Annotated in this window: 16 protein-coding genes; 9 read left to right on the plus strand and 7 right to left on the minus strand. The window is 58.7% G+C overall.

Features of this window, described 5'->3' with window-relative positions; genetic code table 11:
• Window positions 1-9 precede the first annotated feature (9 nt).
• The 4 genes from AC0V6W_RS01325 (at window position 10) to AC0V6W_RS01340 (ending at window position 3,026) form a co-directional block, all read left to right on the plus strand.
• On the plus strand, window positions 10-1,038 hold the full coding sequence (locus AC0V6W_RS01325) for a GNAT family N-acetyltransferase (RefSeq protein ID WP_486151424.1): 1,029 nt from the start codon (window positions 10-12) through the stop codon (window positions 1,036-1,038).
• 166 nt (window positions 1,039-1,204) lie between these two features.
• Window positions 1,205-1,498: an acyl carrier protein gene (locus AC0V6W_RS01330; protein WP_486151426.1), complete on the plus strand. Its 294-nt coding sequence runs from the start codon at window positions 1,205-1,207 to the stop codon at window positions 1,496-1,498.
• Window positions 1,495-2,214: a hypothetical protein gene (locus AC0V6W_RS01335; protein WP_486146401.1), complete on the plus strand. Its 720-nt coding sequence runs from the start codon at window positions 1,495-1,497 to the stop codon at window positions 2,212-2,214. Before AC0V6W_RS01330 ends, AC0V6W_RS01335 begins: the two co-directional genes overlap by 4 nt.
• A complete protein-coding gene (locus AC0V6W_RS01340) occupies window positions 2,211-3,026 on the plus strand; it encodes a hydrolase 1, exosortase A system-associated (protein ID WP_486146403.1) in 816 nt (271 codons plus the stop codon). The genes AC0V6W_RS01335 and AC0V6W_RS01340 overlap by 4 nt, the downstream gene beginning before the upstream one ends.
• Here the strand turns inward: AC0V6W_RS01340 and AC0V6W_RS01345 are convergent.
• The 6 genes from AC0V6W_RS01345 to AC0V6W_RS01370 all read right to left on the minus strand — a co-directional run bounded on the left by AC0V6W_RS01345 (window position 3,023) and on the right by AC0V6W_RS01370 (window position 9,936).
• On the minus strand, window positions 3,023-4,237 hold the full coding sequence (locus tag AC0V6W_RS01345; RefSeq protein ID WP_486146405.1) for a class I SAM-dependent RNA methyltransferase: 1,215 nt from the start codon (window positions 4,235-4,237) through the stop codon (window positions 3,023-3,025). The genes AC0V6W_RS01340 and AC0V6W_RS01345 overlap by 4 nt on opposite strands.
• Window positions 4,234-4,596: a hypothetical protein gene (locus AC0V6W_RS01350; protein WP_486146407.1), complete on the minus strand. Its 363-nt coding sequence runs from the start codon at window positions 4,594-4,596 to the stop codon at window positions 4,234-4,236. The genes AC0V6W_RS01345 and AC0V6W_RS01350 overlap by 4 nt, the downstream gene beginning before the upstream one ends.
• Window positions 4,577-6,292, minus strand: a complete 1,716-nt coding sequence (ilvD, locus tag AC0V6W_RS01355; RefSeq protein ID WP_486146409.1) for a dihydroxy-acid dehydratase — start codon at window positions 6,290-6,292, stop codon at window positions 4,577-4,579. The genes AC0V6W_RS01350 and ilvD overlap by 20 nt, the downstream gene beginning before the upstream one ends.
• Window positions 6,293-6,333: 41 nt before the next feature.
• Window positions 6,334-7,056, minus strand: coding sequence for an N-formylglutamate amidohydrolase (locus AC0V6W_RS01360; RefSeq protein ID WP_486146411.1), 723 nt, complete (start codon window positions 7,054-7,056; stop codon window positions 6,334-6,336).
• A 9-nt stretch (window positions 7,057-7,065) separates the two neighbouring features.
• Window positions 7,066-7,902 carry a 4-(cytidine 5'-diphospho)-2-C-methyl-D-erythritol kinase gene (locus tag AC0V6W_RS01365; protein ID WP_486146413.1) on the minus strand — a complete coding sequence of 279 codons (837 nt, stop codon included), beginning with the start codon at window positions 7,900-7,902 and terminating at the stop codon, window positions 7,066-7,068.
• Between the two features lie 387 nt (window positions 7,903-8,289).
• Window positions 8,290-9,936, minus strand: coding sequence for an electron transfer flavoprotein-ubiquinone oxidoreductase (locus AC0V6W_RS01370; protein WP_486146415.1), 1,647 nt, complete (start codon window positions 9,934-9,936; stop codon window positions 8,290-8,292).
• A 103-nt stretch (window positions 9,937-10,039) separates the two neighbouring features.
• Between AC0V6W_RS01370 and AC0V6W_RS01375 the strand changes: the two genes are divergently transcribed.
• From AC0V6W_RS01375 to AC0V6W_RS01395, 5 genes are all read left to right on the plus strand, one after another.
• Complete coding sequence (locus AC0V6W_RS01375) at window positions 10,040-10,840, plus strand: uracil-DNA glycosylase family protein (protein WP_486146417.1); 801 nt, start codon at window positions 10,040-10,042, stop codon at window positions 10,838-10,840.
• Window positions 10,810-12,603 carry a lytic transglycosylase domain-containing protein gene (locus tag AC0V6W_RS01380; RefSeq protein WP_486146419.1) on the plus strand — a complete coding sequence of 598 codons (1,794 nt, stop codon included), beginning with the start codon at window positions 10,810-10,812 and terminating at the stop codon, window positions 12,601-12,603. Before AC0V6W_RS01375 ends, AC0V6W_RS01380 begins: the two co-directional genes overlap by 31 nt.
• Window positions 12,604-12,614: 11 nt before the next feature.
• Complete coding sequence (gene moaB / locus AC0V6W_RS01385) at window positions 12,615-13,142, plus strand: molybdenum cofactor biosynthesis protein B (protein WP_486146421.1); 528 nt, start codon at window positions 12,615-12,617, stop codon at window positions 13,140-13,142.
• Between the two features lie 252 nt (window positions 13,143-13,394).
• Window positions 13,395-14,615, plus strand: a complete 1,221-nt coding sequence (locus tag AC0V6W_RS01390; RefSeq protein ID WP_486146423.1) for a PA0069 family radical SAM protein — start codon at window positions 13,395-13,397, stop codon at window positions 14,613-14,615.
• 117 nt (window positions 14,616-14,732) lie between these two features.
• Window positions 14,733-14,897 (plus strand): hypothetical protein, encoded by a 165-nt coding sequence (locus tag AC0V6W_RS01395; RefSeq protein WP_486146425.1) that lies wholly within the window; start codon window positions 14,733-14,735, stop codon window positions 14,895-14,897.
• Between the two features lie 119 nt (window positions 14,898-15,016).
• Here AC0V6W_RS01395 and AC0V6W_RS01400 read toward each other — a convergent pair whose 3' ends face one another.
• Window positions 15,017-15,229, minus strand: coding sequence for a cold-shock protein (locus AC0V6W_RS01400; RefSeq protein WP_486146427.1), 213 nt, complete (start codon window positions 15,227-15,229; stop codon window positions 15,017-15,019).
• Window positions 15,230-15,328 lie beyond the last annotated feature (99 nt).

Raw genomic sequence — 15,328 nt, forward strand, 5'->3', positions numbered from 1 at the left:
CGAATTGTGATGATTACCAGCTATCACGATAGCGTTAAGGATGTGCAAGCCCAGTTTGGCAGTGCAGGCGGTCTTGCTGGCACTGCCATCGCCCCTTTTGATCGTACTGACTGGTATGATCTGCTTCAGCAGACTGGTCTTTCCCCGCTCTATGCCTGTGTTGAAGACGGCGAGGAAGGCGCTTTTCTGGCGCTGTCCCAAACCGGCAGACAGCTGGAGGCTCTGCGCAATTGGTACGCTTTCACGTGGCGGCCACAAGCCTCTCGAAATGCGCATGGCGATCAGCTGATCTCGCATATCGCCCGCGACCTTAGATCGCGCGCACATCGGGTAACCTTGGAACCTGTGCCCAATGAATGCGGATCAGCAGATCAGATTGCGCGTGCTTTTGCAAAAGCTGGATGGCGCGTCGAAGTCAGAGAATGCGACACCAATCACTTTATCCGCCTACGCGGTCGCAATTTTGCAGACTTCTGGTCAACGCGCCCCGGCCCGCTGCGCACCACGCTCAAGCGCAAGGGCAACAAGGTTGAAACTCGCATGTTGACCGAATTTGATGCATCCATGTGGGCGCACTATGAAAGTATCTATTCAGCCAGTTGGAAGCCCGATGAGGACCACCCCGGAATGCTGCGGGCCTTTGCCGAAAACGAGGCGAGATCGCAGCGACTGCGGTTGGGCATCGCGCTTTACGAAGATGAACCCATTGCCGCCCAGTTTTGGACCGTTGAGGACGGATGCGCCTATATCCACAAGCTCGCACACCTCGACGAACACCGCAATCTTTCCGCTGGCACCACATTGTCAGCGGCGATGTTCAAACATGTGATCGACATTGATAAAGTGGAGCTTGTTGATTTTGGCACTGGCGATCAGCCCTACAAATCAGACTGGATGGGCGAAACGCGCCCGCGCTACCGGATCGATTGCCTCAACATGAAAAGCCCGCGCGCATGGGTCGATCTTGCCAGACTGGCCTATCGCCGACTTCAATCCGATACCGTCCCGGCGCTTGCACCGCGCCCCGCCGCTGGCTAAACGCGCGCGAAAGTTTGAAAGCAGCCTGATGCGCGCTTTTTCGCGCTAATGACGACACAATGCTGCGGAAGGGGAATTAAAGGTCATGAGCAATTCGCAAGCTCACCCAAGTGAGGGCAAGCATGCCGCGCGCACCAATGACGATGATCGTGTTGCGGCGGAGAATGTGGACACTGACCTGAAGCAGATTATTGCCGACGTGCTCGGGCTTGATGCGGAAACAGTTCTCCAGTTCGCCCCGGAAACCGGATTGTTTGGACATCTTCCGGAATTGGACTCCATGGCCGTTGCAGGCTTGTTGACAGAGATGGAGGATCGGCTCGGCATCTTTATCGAAGATGATGATGTCGATGGCGAAATGCTTGAAACCTATGGCGGCCTGCTTGCGTTTGCCCAATCCAAGCTTTCGGAAAGCGACCAGTGTCATACAGAACATGGCAAGGATAGTCCGGCGAAGTGATCGCAACCTGGCCTTGCCCGCTGCCCGATGGCCGGAGCGTTGATGAACTGCTGCTTTCGATTGAAGCTGACGAAGCGGGGGAAAACGGCAAGACCGGCGAGGCATGCGTTCTGATTGTCCCCCCTTTGTTTGGGGAGCACAATTTGATGCGGCGGCAACTGGTCCTGGTCATGCGATCGCTCGCGGCATCGGGTATCGCAAGCCACATGCCGGATTTGCCCGGACTGAATGAAAGCGTGGAGCCGCTTGGGGACCAGACCATCGCTCATTGGCATTCTTCAATTCGCCGCGCCGTTGAGCAATTGGGAGCAACATATGTGTTCGCGGTGCGCAGCGGCGCGTTGCTCGCCCCAGATGTGTTGCCTGGCATCCTCTACGAACCCCAATCAGGCGCGAAGCTGTTGCGCGGCATGATCAGGGCGCAAAGCATCGCAAGTCGCGAGGCGGGAATTGCAGAGCAAGTGAACGATATGATGCAGCGCGGCCTAGAGGATGGGATTGTTCTTTCAGGGTGGCACCTTGGGGCGCACATGGTTAGAGAACTTGAAACAGCAAATGTTGCTGCCGCGCCGGACCTCAGAGAGATTCAACAATCGCAGGTCAGCAATGCTGGTCTTTGGCTCCGTGCTGAACCCTCGCAAGACGTGCCGCAGGCTGAGCAAATCGCGCACATCATTGCGGCGCATATCCAAGAACTGGGATTGCCAAGCGCATGACCCGGCTCGCGCTCGATTTTGGCTGCGGCAGTCTCAAACTTGCTGGCAGCTTCGACACAGCACCGGGCGCCACTGGTCTGCTGATCGTGAGCGGCGGAAATGAAATTCGATCAGGCGCATTTGCGGGTCAAGCAAGACTTGCAGCGCAGATTGCAAAGGCGGGCTTTCCTGTGTTCAGGTTTGACCGGCGCGGCGTTGGCGATAGCGAAGGCGAAAATCGCGGCTTTCGCTCCAGTGCGGGTGACATTGCCGCAGCGACAAAGGCGTTTCGCGCCCTTGCCCCGCAGATCAACCGGGTGATCGCGTTTGGCAATTGCGATGCAGCATCGGCGTTGATGCTCACATCGGGAGCGGGTTTCGACGGCCTTATCCTGTCCAACCCATGGACTAAAGATGACGATAGCGGCGTGTCAGATGGCCAAAAAAGCGACCCAACACCGCCGCCAGCTGCGATCCGTGCGCGCTATGCTGAAAAGCTAAAAGACCCAGCAGAGTTAATGAGGTTGCTGCGCGGCGGTGTCGATCTACGCAAACTGGCCCGCGGGCTGTTCAAGTCTGTGAGCGCCACGTCCCAGCCCTCCGATCTCGCAAATGAAATGCGCGATGGTCTCGCCAAATTTGGTGGACCAGTGAGGATATTGCTGGGAAGCGCTGATCGCACCGCTCAGATCTTTGAAAACGCTTGGGACCAAGCTGATCCCCTTGTCGCTTCTTACATGATCGAAAAGTGCGAAGGTGCTGGCCACGCCTACGTCGCGCCTGCGCATCAGGAATGGTTGATCGCGCAAATCCTGGCTGGAATGCGTGCTTAGCGCTCAAACAGGCTGATCAATTCGACATGAGTGGACCAGCGGAATTGCCCCACTGGGCGCAGTTTGGTGAGCGCAAATCCCTTTTCAGCGAGGGTCGCAGCATCCCTCGCCCAGCTCGATGGATTGCAGCTCACATAGACAACTCGGTCGCAAGTGCTGCTGGCGATCTCAGCCACTTGCATTTTAGCGCCCGCACGCGGCGGATCGAGCAACACCGCGTCAAATCGGCTTAGTTCTACGCCGGTCAGTGGGTTGCGGAAAAGGTCACGATGAAGGGCATGCACCGCGCCGCCGGCTCGAGCAGCGGCAGTCTTGCACGCCAGGTGCGCGGCTTGATCGGCTTCCACAGCGAGCATCTTTCGCCCCGACTTCAAGGCAAAAGCAAATGTTCCAAGCCCGGCAAACAGATCCGCCGCCAGCATTGCATCACCCAGAAACACGCGCGCATCTTTGACCAATTGCGTTTCAGCATCTTGGGTTGCCTGCAGGAAGGCACCCGACGGCAGTGAAACCGCAACCCCGCCCAAAGTAACGCTTACCGGATCTGGTTCCCACTGCGTTTCTGCGCCGTATCCCTGATCCACGCTTACCCTTGCAAGCCGATGTTCACGCGCAAATTCCGACAGCGCCTCAATCGCTGCAAGGCCGTCCAACGCGAAATTCGAAAGCCCCACATCAACCCCTTGGTCGCAAACGGTCAGATCGATGTCCACTGCGCCCTTTGGCCCGAATTGGGCGATGAGCCTGCGTAAAGGGGCGACCAGTTCAGCAAGATCGGGATGCAAAACCGGGCAAGCTTTAACGTCCACGATGCGGTGCGATCCGCTCTCGCGAAATCCTAAAGATGCGCCTTTTTTGGTGCGCAAGGCGTGCAAAGTGCATCGTCGGCGAGCGGCGGCGGGCGACAAATAGGCTGGCAATTCCTCGCCAATTTGCAGGCCCTGCCCCAATGCAGCGTTCACCACTCTATCGCGCACAAAAGTGCTTAAGGCGGTATCATCGGCGTGCTGCAACTGGCACCCGCCGCACGTTCCAAAATGCGGGCATGGCGGTGATTGATGATGGGGGCCGCGTTCGACAATTGCGCCCACCGGATCGACAGAATCGCCCGGCAGCGCGCCTTTGGAATGGATGCCGCTCAGCGTGACCCCATCGCCTTTCGCGGCGAGGCGGACAACTTGCTCCGTCAAGGGAGCGCTGGCATCGCTCACTCCGCAGACGCTCGAAGCATGTTTGCAGGCACGCGGTATTGATCTTGCCCGATGGAAAACTCTGTCACGTCTTCACTGCTCTGATCGCTGATCCTGAGAGTGTCCGCCCCATCAGCGACTCCCAATTCCTGGCTTTCGGGATCAAATTCGATCCGGCGAAAGCCGCCATCAGGATGGTGCAGAATGAAGAAATCAGCATCTGCCCCAATGCTATGTTCAAGAGTGCAAACTTGCGACATCTCCACGCCTTGGCCGATCGCACAGTCGATAGCATCACCTTCGGGTTCGGGGCTTGCCTGCGTGCCGCACCCGCTTAGCAATGCCGCCGAGCTTACAGCGCTAAATATCCGCAAAGACATGGCGTTCCTCTTTTGCTCCGGGATGGGTGAGCGCGCCATAACGCGCTTTGCCGACATTCTGGGCATAGCGCCACAAAGCACCCGACTGGTAATCGTTGGTACGCGCTTCCCATTTGGATTTGCGCGCCGCAAGTGTCGCCTCGTCAACATCCAGATCAATGGTGCCCGCTTCGGCGTCAATGCTGATCGTGTCGCCATCTTCGACCAAAGCGATGGGGCCACAATCCGCAGCCTCCGGCCCGACATGACCAATGCAAAACCCGCGTGTTGCGCCGGAGAAACGGCCATCGGTGATAAGCGCGACTTTCTCGCCCATACCCTGCCCGTATAGCGCCGCCGTGGTGGATAGCATTTCGCGCATGCCGGGGCCGCCTTTGGGTCCTTCGTAACGGATAACGACAACGCAGCCGTCGGCAATATCGCGCTGCTCAACCGCGGCAAAAGCGTCTTCCTCGCAATCGAAGACGCGCGCAGGGCCTGTGAACTGGAGGCGCTCCATCCCCGCAACTTTTACGATGGCGCCGTCAGGTGCAAGTGAGCCTTTCAGACCAACCACTCCGCCTGTAGGCGTCAGCGGGGTTTTGACATCATAAAACACCTTTTGATCCGGGTTCCACGTGATCTCTTCGATGTTTTCGCCCAGCGTTTTGCCGGTTACGGTGATCGGATTGGGATCAAGGAAACCGCCGTCTAGGAGCGTTTTCATGCCCATATAGACACCGCCCGCTTCGTGCATATCCTTCGCCACATATTTGCCGCCCGGTTTCAGATCGGCGATGTAAGGCGTTGATCTGAAGATTTCGGCGACATCAAACAGATCGAAATCGATCCCCGCCTCGCTCGCCATAGCGGGCAGATGCAATGCGGCATTGGTCGATCCGCCAGTCGCAGCCACCACGCGGGCGGCGTTTTCAAAGGCTTCTTTTGTGCATATATCGCGCGGGCGCAGATTGATCTTCAACAGCTCCATCACCTGAGCGCCCGCAGCGCGCGCAATCTCTTCGCGTGATTTGTACGGCGCGGGCGACATATTGCTGTTCGGCAGCGATAATCCAATCGCCTCCCCCACGCACGCCATGGTGTTCGCGGTAAATTGTCCGCCGCAAGCACCGTGGCCGGGACAGGCGACTTTTTCGAGCGCAATGAGCTCCTGCAGCGGGCAATTGCCAGCGGCGTGTTGGCCCACAGCTTCGAACACGTCGACAACCGTGACATCCTCGCCCTTATAAACGCCGGGAAGGATCGACCCGCCATAGACAAAAATACTGGGCACATTCAGCCGCAACATCGACATCATCATGCCGGGCAAGCTCTTGTCGCACCCAGCAAAACCAACCAGCGCATCGTAGCAATGCCCGCGCACCGAAAGCTCGACACTGTCCGCAATCACTTCGCGGCTGATTAGCGAGCTTTTCATGCCCTGATGGCCCATCGCAATGCCATCGGTCACGGTGATCGTGTTGAAACGGCGCGGTGTCCCGCCTGCGGCGATAACACCTTCGCGGCAGATATCCGCTTGCGGATCAAGAGTGGTGTTGCACGGCGCGCTATCATTGCCGGCGCTGGCAACCGCAACAAAAGGCTTTGCGATATCCTCTTCGGTCATACCCATCGCATAATAGTAGGAGCGATGCGGCGCGCGTTCCGGGCCGACAGAGACATGGCGCGATGGCAATTTCGATTTGTCGTAAGACATTATGTTTCCCGCTACATTGTATTTGCGAAACAGCCCTGCCTTTATGCGAGCGCCAGCGCAACCCTGCCCGCTACATCAGCAACCATCGCAGCCCAGCGCGATTGTTCTGCCCTTGTAGCGATCAAGTCTTGGCGGATCTCAATCGCGAGGTAAGGCCGCCCGTGCGCTTCGGCATGGCGGTTCATCGTCGCGTTCAACTCGCGGCCTGAATAGGGCTGGTTATCACCTACATTCAGGCCAAACTCACCAAACAGTCTGATGGCATGACGCGCAGCGCGGTCATCCTGATTATAGAGCAATGCAACCTCCCAAGGGCGTTTTTCATCGCTGGTTTTCAGGCTGGGTGTGAAGGAGTGGAGCGAAAGGATCAGACTGGGCCGCGCATCATCCAGCCATGTGGCCAGAGCATCGTGATAGGGCCGGTAAAACCGCTCAATCCGCCCTTCCCGATCCGCGCCGATATTGCCGGGGATGAGGTGCCCATCGCTTTCCTCCGGAATAAGGCCGGGGTGATTTTCCTCACGGTGAAGATCAATGACAAGGCGGCTCTGGCAGGCAAGATGCGCTGGGATGCCGTGACGGCGAGCCAAACGCTCTGCGATGCCCTCAACCCCGATATCGACCGCGATGTGTTCGTCCAAAAGATGAGGCGCTATGCCCAGCGGCACGTCTTCGGGCACAAAATTAGAGGCGTGATCGGAAACGCACACTATGCCGCCGAACGTGAGTGTGCCGATTTGTCGGAACGCAGGGGAGTCATTCATCCAAGAGCTTTAGCGCAGTTTGCCCGCCAATTGCCACCAATCCGGATGGGCTGTCTCTATCTGGGCAGCGGCTTTGTCGCGCGCCTCGATATTGTCGTAAAGCGCGAAGCATGTGGCACCTGAACCAGACATGCGAGTGAGCCACGCCTCGGACTGGTTTAGTTGATGAAGTACCTCCGCAATGGCGGGTCTGAGCGAAATGGCGCTGTTGGAAAGATCATTACGTCCTTCCATTGCAATATTGCGCGCACTGGCCAAGGCGCCGCCCTCTGGTAAGGCAAGCCCGCCGCGATCCACGCCATCCCAGCCTTTGAAAACCGGCCCTGTCGCGAGAGGTTCGCGCGGGTTCACAAGCAGTACAGGGGTTCCAGTGAGGTCGTTTTCAACCGGCTCCAATTCGGTGCCTGTGCCGCGTCCGATCACCGTTTCGCTGCGCACACAGCACGGCACATCTGCGCCGAGTTTTGCCGCACGTGCGTGCCAATCATCGGGGAGGCCATACATCTGTTGTACCAGCCGGAACACCGCGCCTGCATCCGCCGAGCCTCCGCCTAGCCCTGCGGCGACGGGGAGGTTCTTTTCGAGCGTAATGGCGAGGCCCTGATAAGAACTGCGCGGGCGTGGGAGGGTGGCGAGCGCCTTGGCCACCAGATTGTCGGACGGATTGTCGATCCCAGTCGCGAATTCGCCGATGGTCTCGACGCTGTCCTGCTCCGCCGAGCGAGCGCTCAAAGTGTCGCCGCTATCCACAAAGGCGAAGAGCGTCTCCAGCGTGTGATAGCCATCATCCCGCCGCTCGCGGACGTGCAGCGCAAGGTTGATCTTGGCGTAGGCGGTTTCGTTCAAGGCTCTCTACACCCTAGCTCAAGCTTTGAGCGGAGAGCTGGCGTCCCAACCGCCACTCAGCGACATCCCATTCAAAGACATCGCCTGTCCGAATATTCACCGCGAACCACCCCATAAGGACGCTGCCGCAGGTATCCTGATAGCAATAGCCGTTGTGACGAAGGACTTTGAAACGGTCTTTGCCAATAGCAACAGCTTCTCCGACTATATCGCAGCTGGCAATCTTGTTCCGATCAAAACTGCCCGCCTTTGCATGAACTGTTTTCGACCGCTCGCACACATCAATAGCGTCCTTGGAACTGCCAGCGCGAGCCTCGCTAGGAGGCCAAGCTGCTGCGATTGGTAAGGTCGCACACAGAAAAGCGGCTAGGCGGATCGAGTACCCCATCACATATTCGGATAATTAGGCCCGCCGCCACCCTCTGGCGTTACCCAGTTGATATTCTGGTTCGGGTCTTTGATATCGCAGGTCTTGCAGTGGACGCAGTTTTGCGAGTTTATCTGGAATTTGGGTTCTTTGCCCTCTTCCTCGATCCACTCATAGACGCCTGCCGGGCAATAGCGTGATGACGGACCGCCAAAGACTTCGTATTCGCTTTCTTTCTGCAAATCCCAATCCGCCACTTGCAAGTGGACGGGCTGGTCTTCTGCGTGATTGGTGAAGGAATAGGCCACATTGGTCAGCCTATCGAAGCTGATCTCGCCATCGGGCTTGGGGTAATCGATCTTGGGATAGAGGTCCGCGCGCCCTGTCTGCGTGTAATCAGCATGGTGTTTCATGCTGATGGGCAGGCCGATTTTGAGCGTCCGCATCCACATATCCACGCCGGCGAGCACCGCGCCGATGTCTTCGCCGTATTTGGCAACGGCAGGTTCTGCGTTCTGAACTTTCTTGAGCTCGTCCGCGATCCAGCTTGACCGCACGGCGGGCTCATAGCCTTGCAGTTCGGGCTGGCTTTCATGGCTCTCTATCTCGGCTACGATAGCTTCGGCGCAGAGCATCCCGCTCTTCATCGCGGTGTGAGAGCCTTTGATCCTTGGCACATTCACAAATCCAGCCGCACAGCCGATCAGCGCGCCTCCGGGGAAGGCAAGTTTGGGGACAGATTGCCAGCCGCCTTCATTGATAACGCGCGCGCCGTAAGCAACGCGGGTGCCGCCTTCTAGATATGCGCGGATTTCAGGGTGCTGCTTCCAGCGCTGAAATTCCTGATAGGGCGATACCCATGGGTTCTTGTAATCAAGCGCGGTGACAAAGCCGATGGCGACCTGATTGTTCGCTTGATGGTAGAAGAAGCCCCCGCCCCACGTGCCGCTTTCGGACAAGGGCCAGCCTTGGGTGTGGATGACACGGCCCGGCTTATGCTTCTTGGGGTCAATATCCCACAATTCCTTGATGCCAAGTCCGTAGACCTGTGGCTCGCAATTCGCCTCAAGGTCGTATCGGGCTTTCATCTGCTTGGTGAGGCTGCCGCGCGCGCCTTCTGCAAACAGCGTGTATTTCGCCTCGATCTCCATGCCGGGGGCAAAGTCGCCTTTTTGGCTGCCATCCTCGGCGATGCCCATATCCTGCGTGATGACACCTTTAACCGCGCCATTGTCGTCAAACATCACTTCGGATGCGGGAAAGCCGGGGAAGACCATCACGCCAAGCTCTTCAGCCCGCTCGGCAAGCCAGCGTGTCATATTACCCAGCGATCCGGTGTAGCAGCCATGATTGCTCATCAAAGGCGGCATAACGATATGCGGGATCGAGGTTTTGCCGCCTTTGGACAAAACCCAGTGCCAATTATCGGTCACCGGCGTTTCTGCCATCGGGCAATCCTTATCGCGCCAATCGGGGATCAGTTCATCCAGGGCCTTGGGATCAACCACTGCGCCCGAAAGGATATGCGCGCCGATTTCCGATCCTTTTTCAAGGACCACAACCTCAAGCTCTTCATTCAGCTGTTTCAGCCTGATTGCGGCGGAAAGGCCCGAAGGCCCGCCACCAACAATCACAACATCGCATGGCATGGATTCGCGTTCAGTCATCTGCTTTTGGTATCCCGGTTAGTCATCGAAACGGCGCAAATCCGCTTCTTTCGCATTATCACTTGCTTACTGGCAAAGCCGCAGTCAAGACTTGGTGTAACCGATGGATACCTCTCTGCCCCCTATCAAAGATGAATTGGCAAGCGCATTCGACTGGTGGCGCGATGCCGGGGTGGATTGCGCGTTCACCGATGACGCAGCGGCATGGCTGGGTGAAGCGGCCGCGCAAGGGGAGACTGAAACGCTCAAACAGCCGTCCAAACGCAAAGCGGTTGCGGATGAAGGAAAGAGCAATAATTCACCGCCACCAGCTCAAACTTTGCCGGACAGGGTTGACCTTTTTGCAGGATCACCGCCTGAAAGCCTTGAGGCGTTTCGCACTTTCTGGATGGAGACGCCGGGATTGGACGCGATCGGTCCGCGCGGCCGGGTGCCGCCCCGTGGTGATCCCGGTGGAAATCAGAGCACAAAGCTGATGCTGTTGGTCACCGATCCTGAAGCGCACGATAGCGAGCGATTGCTATCTGGTCCGCAGGGCGAGTTGCTGACTGCGATGCTGCGCGCAATGGGCATTGATGAAAGCGAAACCTATATTGCGTCCGCTCTGCCGCGCCACACGCCTGTTGCAGACACCGCTGCCATCGCGGCGAGCGGGATGGATACGGTAACGCTGCATCATATTGCTCTGGCCCAGCCCAAGGCTGTCTTGGCCATGGGGCCGAACACTTTGCCGCTGCTTGGGCTCGCATCACCGAAAGCATCTGCGTCTTTACGTGAAATCAACCTAGGTCATTTATCAAAGCCTTTCATGTTAACCGACGGGCTGGACAGCCTATTGGCCATGCCGCGATTGAAAGCGCGGTTCTGGCGGAGATGGATCGAATGGTCAGCCGAAGTGTTTTGAATGTTGGCCTGCGCAGGCTCGGACTTGCCGCAGGTCTTGTTGCCAGTTTTGCTGTCCCGTCCGCACTTGCCGCTCAATCGAGCAGCATGGTCGCGCATTACGAACGCCCTTCAGCCGGGGCGAACGACACCGCTTTCACGATCCTGTCGGCAGAGGAACTGGCGCTTTACCGCGATGTGTTTGCCGCGATTGATGCGCAGCAATGGTCACGCGTTGAGCAGCTGCTTTCCAATACACAGCCGGGCGTGCTGCATCAGGCGGCTTGGGCGGAGTACTATACCCATGCCAACAGCCCCAAAGTCAGCGCAGGCCAGATCGCGCGCTGGTTTGAGTCGGGATCAGATCTGCCGCAGGCTCAGCAGCTCAGCCGGCTGGGGGCAAAGCGCGGGCTGACCAGCCTGCCTTATCTGCCTCAGGCCCGCAGCTTTCGCCGTCAGCCATCAGCGCCCAAACGCATTCGTCCGCGCGCCGTCAATGATGGCACCATTTCGGCCAGCACAAGGTCCGCCATTCGCGACCGGATCAAGAACGATGACCCGGCTGGCGCACACGCATTGCTCGCCGAAGTCGATCCCTATCTCAGCTCTGCTGCCCGCGCTGAATGGCGCCAGCGTGTCGCGTGGAGCTACTACATTGAGAACGACGATACGAACGCTCTCGCGCTTGCGGACACCGTATCCGAAGGCTCCGGCCCATGGGTCGCTGAGGGGTACTGGGTCGCAGGCCTTGCTTCCTGGCGGCTGGGCGATTGCGCCATCGCCGGTGAAGCCTTCGCGCGCGCTGCTGCGGGTTCTGCCAATGCCGAACTGACAGCGGCTGCGCATTACTGGGCGCACCGTTCGCTTGTCCGCTGCCGTGAGCCAGGCCGCGCGCAATCGCACCTGTCCAGCGCTGCCAGCCATGCCGAAACGCTGTATGGCATGCTCGCCGCCGACCAGCTGGGCATCACCCCGCCTGCCGCAGGTGAGCCGGAACCGCTCAGCCAGGACGAGTGGTATGCCCTTGCCCGGCGCAGCAACGTCCAGGTTGCCGCCGCGCTTGTCCAGATCGGGCGGCCTCAACTGGCCGACGAAGTGCTGCGGCATGAGACCCGGATCGGCAATCCGCAAGACTACACCGCAATGACCAAGCTCGCGCGCCAGCTCGGCCTGCCTTCCACCCAGCTCTTCATGGCGCACAACGCACCTTACGGCGTGCGCAGCGATGCGGCTTTGCGCTTTCCCGTCGCGCGGTGGAAGCCCGCGACCGGCTGGCGCGTTGACCCTGCGCTGGCCTTTGCCCATGCCCTGCAAGAGAGCAACTTTCGCGCCTCTGCCGTCAGCCCGGCCAATGCGCGCGGGTTGATGCAGATCATGCCGGGCACTGCGCGCGATCACAACCGCCGCCTCAACCTTGGCGCATCCTATGCCGACCTCAATGACCCCGAGGTCAACCTTGCCTATGGCCAGCAGCACCTTGAGATGCTGCGCGATAGCGGCGCAACGCAGGGCCTGCTTCCCAAGATCATGGCGGCCTACAATGCCGGCCTTACTCCCGTTAGCCGCTGGAACTACGAGATCCGCGACCAGGGCGACCCGCTCCTTTGGATGGAGTCGATCCCCTATTGGGAAACGCGCGGCTATGTCGCTATCGTCATGCGCAATTACTGGATGTACGAACGCGCCGCCGGCCTCCAATCGCCTTCGCGCAAAGCGCTTGCACAAGGACAGTGGCCACTCTTCCCGCAAATGGCTACGGCAAGGGCAGCGCTTCTTCAGCAGTAAGGACATGACCCATGGCGATCGACACGGAACGGACATTCACACCCATCCAGATCGCCGTCCTTACCGTCTCTGACACCCGCACGCCGGAAACGGACACCTCTGGCGACATCCTTGCCGCGCGCGTTACCGGTGCAGGTCACACTCTGGCCGCCCGCACCATTGTCAAAGACGATGCCGCCTTGCTCGCCGCGCAGCTTGATGCGTGGATCGATGACCCCGCGATTGACGCCGTTGTCTCCACCGGAGGCACCGGACTGACAGGCCGCGATGTGACGCCAGAGGCGTTCACCCTGATCGAAGGCGCGCGCGACATCCCCGGCTTTGGCGAGCTGTTCCGTTGGCTCAGCTACAAGACCATCGGCACCAGCACAGTCCAATCGCGCGCCTGCGCCGTGGTTGCGCGCGGCACATACCTGTTCGCCCTCCCCGGCTCGAACGGAGCGGTCAAGGACGGGTGGGACGGTATCCTTGCCGAGCAACTCGACAGCCGCAATCGCCCCTGCAACTTCGTCGAACTGATGCCCCGTCTGCGCGAGTGATAGCGCGAATGACAGCGCCCATTCACCCATAAAGCGTTATCAAGCACTTAGCTGAGACATGGACCGCATGTTACACGGTCTTGGCGCTAAAAACCCTCCCTCCCATTCCGGCCTTCAAAAGTGGCCGCCGCAATAGCGGTTTGCCGCCCTGTAGGAAAGCGGTCCAGTTTGCGCGCCGCCCATCAATGTCCCGGCGCTCGCATCAGAAATTCGGTTGGCATTGGGATACTATGTTCTATATATGTTCTCCCCATGGAATCGCCTCCTCACCCCGATTATGAACGCGGCAGAGGCGCTGCTTCTGGCGATGCGCCGACGCGGTTTGGGCTATCCTCGCGCGAGGTTGATGGCGATTGGCGCGATTATGTGGCCGCCCTTAACGATGGCCCCCCTGCAAAGCTGCGCACACGGGTGACCGAAGAGAACCCCAAGACCATCCTCTCCTTCAACCGCTCGCCCGATGTGCCATTTGACCGGTCAATCAACGCCTATCGCGGGTGCGAGCATGGGTGCATCTATTGCTTTGCCCGGCCCACCCATGCGTATCACGATCTATCACCCGGCCTCGATTTTGAAACGCAGTTATTTGCCAAGCCCAATGCGGCAGACTTGCTGCGCAAAACGCTGGCAAAGCCGCGCTATCAGCCGCGCCCGATTGCGCTGGGCACCAACACCGATCCTTATCAGCCGATTGAGGGGCGCTACCGCATCACGCGCGCGATTCTTGAGGTGTGTCTGGAAGCGCGCCATCCCGTCACCATCACCACCAAATCGGACCGCATATTGCGCGATGCCGATCTGCTGGAGGAAATGGCGCGCCGCCGCCTGCTGGCCGTGGCGATATCGGTCACAACGCTTGATCCGGTGCTTTCGGGCAAGCTGGAGCCGCGCTGCACCGCGCCTGCCAAACGCATAGCGGCCTTGGGTAAGCTGGCCGCTTCTGGCGTGCCGGTCCATTGCTCTGTCTCCCCCATCATTCCTGCGATCACCGATGAATTTATGGAAAGCATCATTGAAGAGGCGGGCAATGCAGGCGTGCAAAGCGCAAGCTGGATCCCGCTGCGCTTGCCGCACGAAGTGGCCCCGCTGTTTCGCGAATGGCTGGATGTGCATTACCCGCAGCGCGCAGCGAAAGTGATGGGCATTGTGCGTTCCATCCGCACAAAAGACGGACGCGCGCACGATAATGATCCGCAGTTCTTCACCCGGATGAAACCTCAAGGCGTGTGGGCCGATCTGTTTCGCGCGCGGTTTCGGATTGCGTGCAAGCGCGCGGGCATCGCGCATGGCGATATGGGCGCAGGTGAAAAGCGCGGGAGTGAAAGGCGCGGGGGTGGAGTGCCGAGAGGAAAGGCGAGTGAACGCGAACAGGGCGCGCGCTGGGTGGGCGATGGGGGCAGCGCGATGCGCCATCCGCTTGATTGCAGCGCCTTCAGACCGCCTGAGATTGATGGCCAGATGCGGCTGCTTTAACCATAATGGCGGTAAGTTAGGGGTTTGTCCGTATATCACTCTTCGTGATTTCTACGTAGAACCTCGGGGAATAGGTCCGAAATCGATGTTTCGGGCGCGATCTGACCGGGGATAGTCATGGAACACACAAAACAAACCACCACAACCGAACTGCGCGCGGTTCTGGCCGCCTTGCAAGTGCAATTGGCAAAACTCGATAAAGTGGGGGCCGCAATTCCGGCGATCCATCTGGATGCCTCGATCCAGGAATTGCGAAAAATGATCCGCCTAGCCGGTGTGTGATTATCCGGCGGTTTTAGGCGATTGCCTCAGGCGCGCTTTGCAAGGCGCAAAGCTAGCCCGCCGGTCCCGGCATTCATCCAAGGACGAAAGCGAAAGCGGCGGGCAGCAGGTCTGATCGCTTAGTCAGCGGCAGACAGGTTCACAGCCGAAGCCTTGCCATTGCGGCCGGTTTCGATCTCGTAATTCACGCGCTGTTCTTTATCGAGCGTTTGCATGCCAGCAGCCTGCACGGCGCTGATGTGAACAAAGCTGTCATCACCGCCATCGTCGGGCTGGATAAAGCCATAGCCCTTGTCGGTGTTGAAGAATTTAACGGTTCCGGTCTTGCTCATAATGGTTCCTTTCAAGAACGCTTGAGTGTGCCGCATGGCAAAGCGCCAGGCGGTATGCGTAAAATCGTCCGATGAAAGGAAGTCGTCGTCTGGTTTTCG

The organism is Erythrobacter sp. JB1-7, from assembly GCF_057365015.1.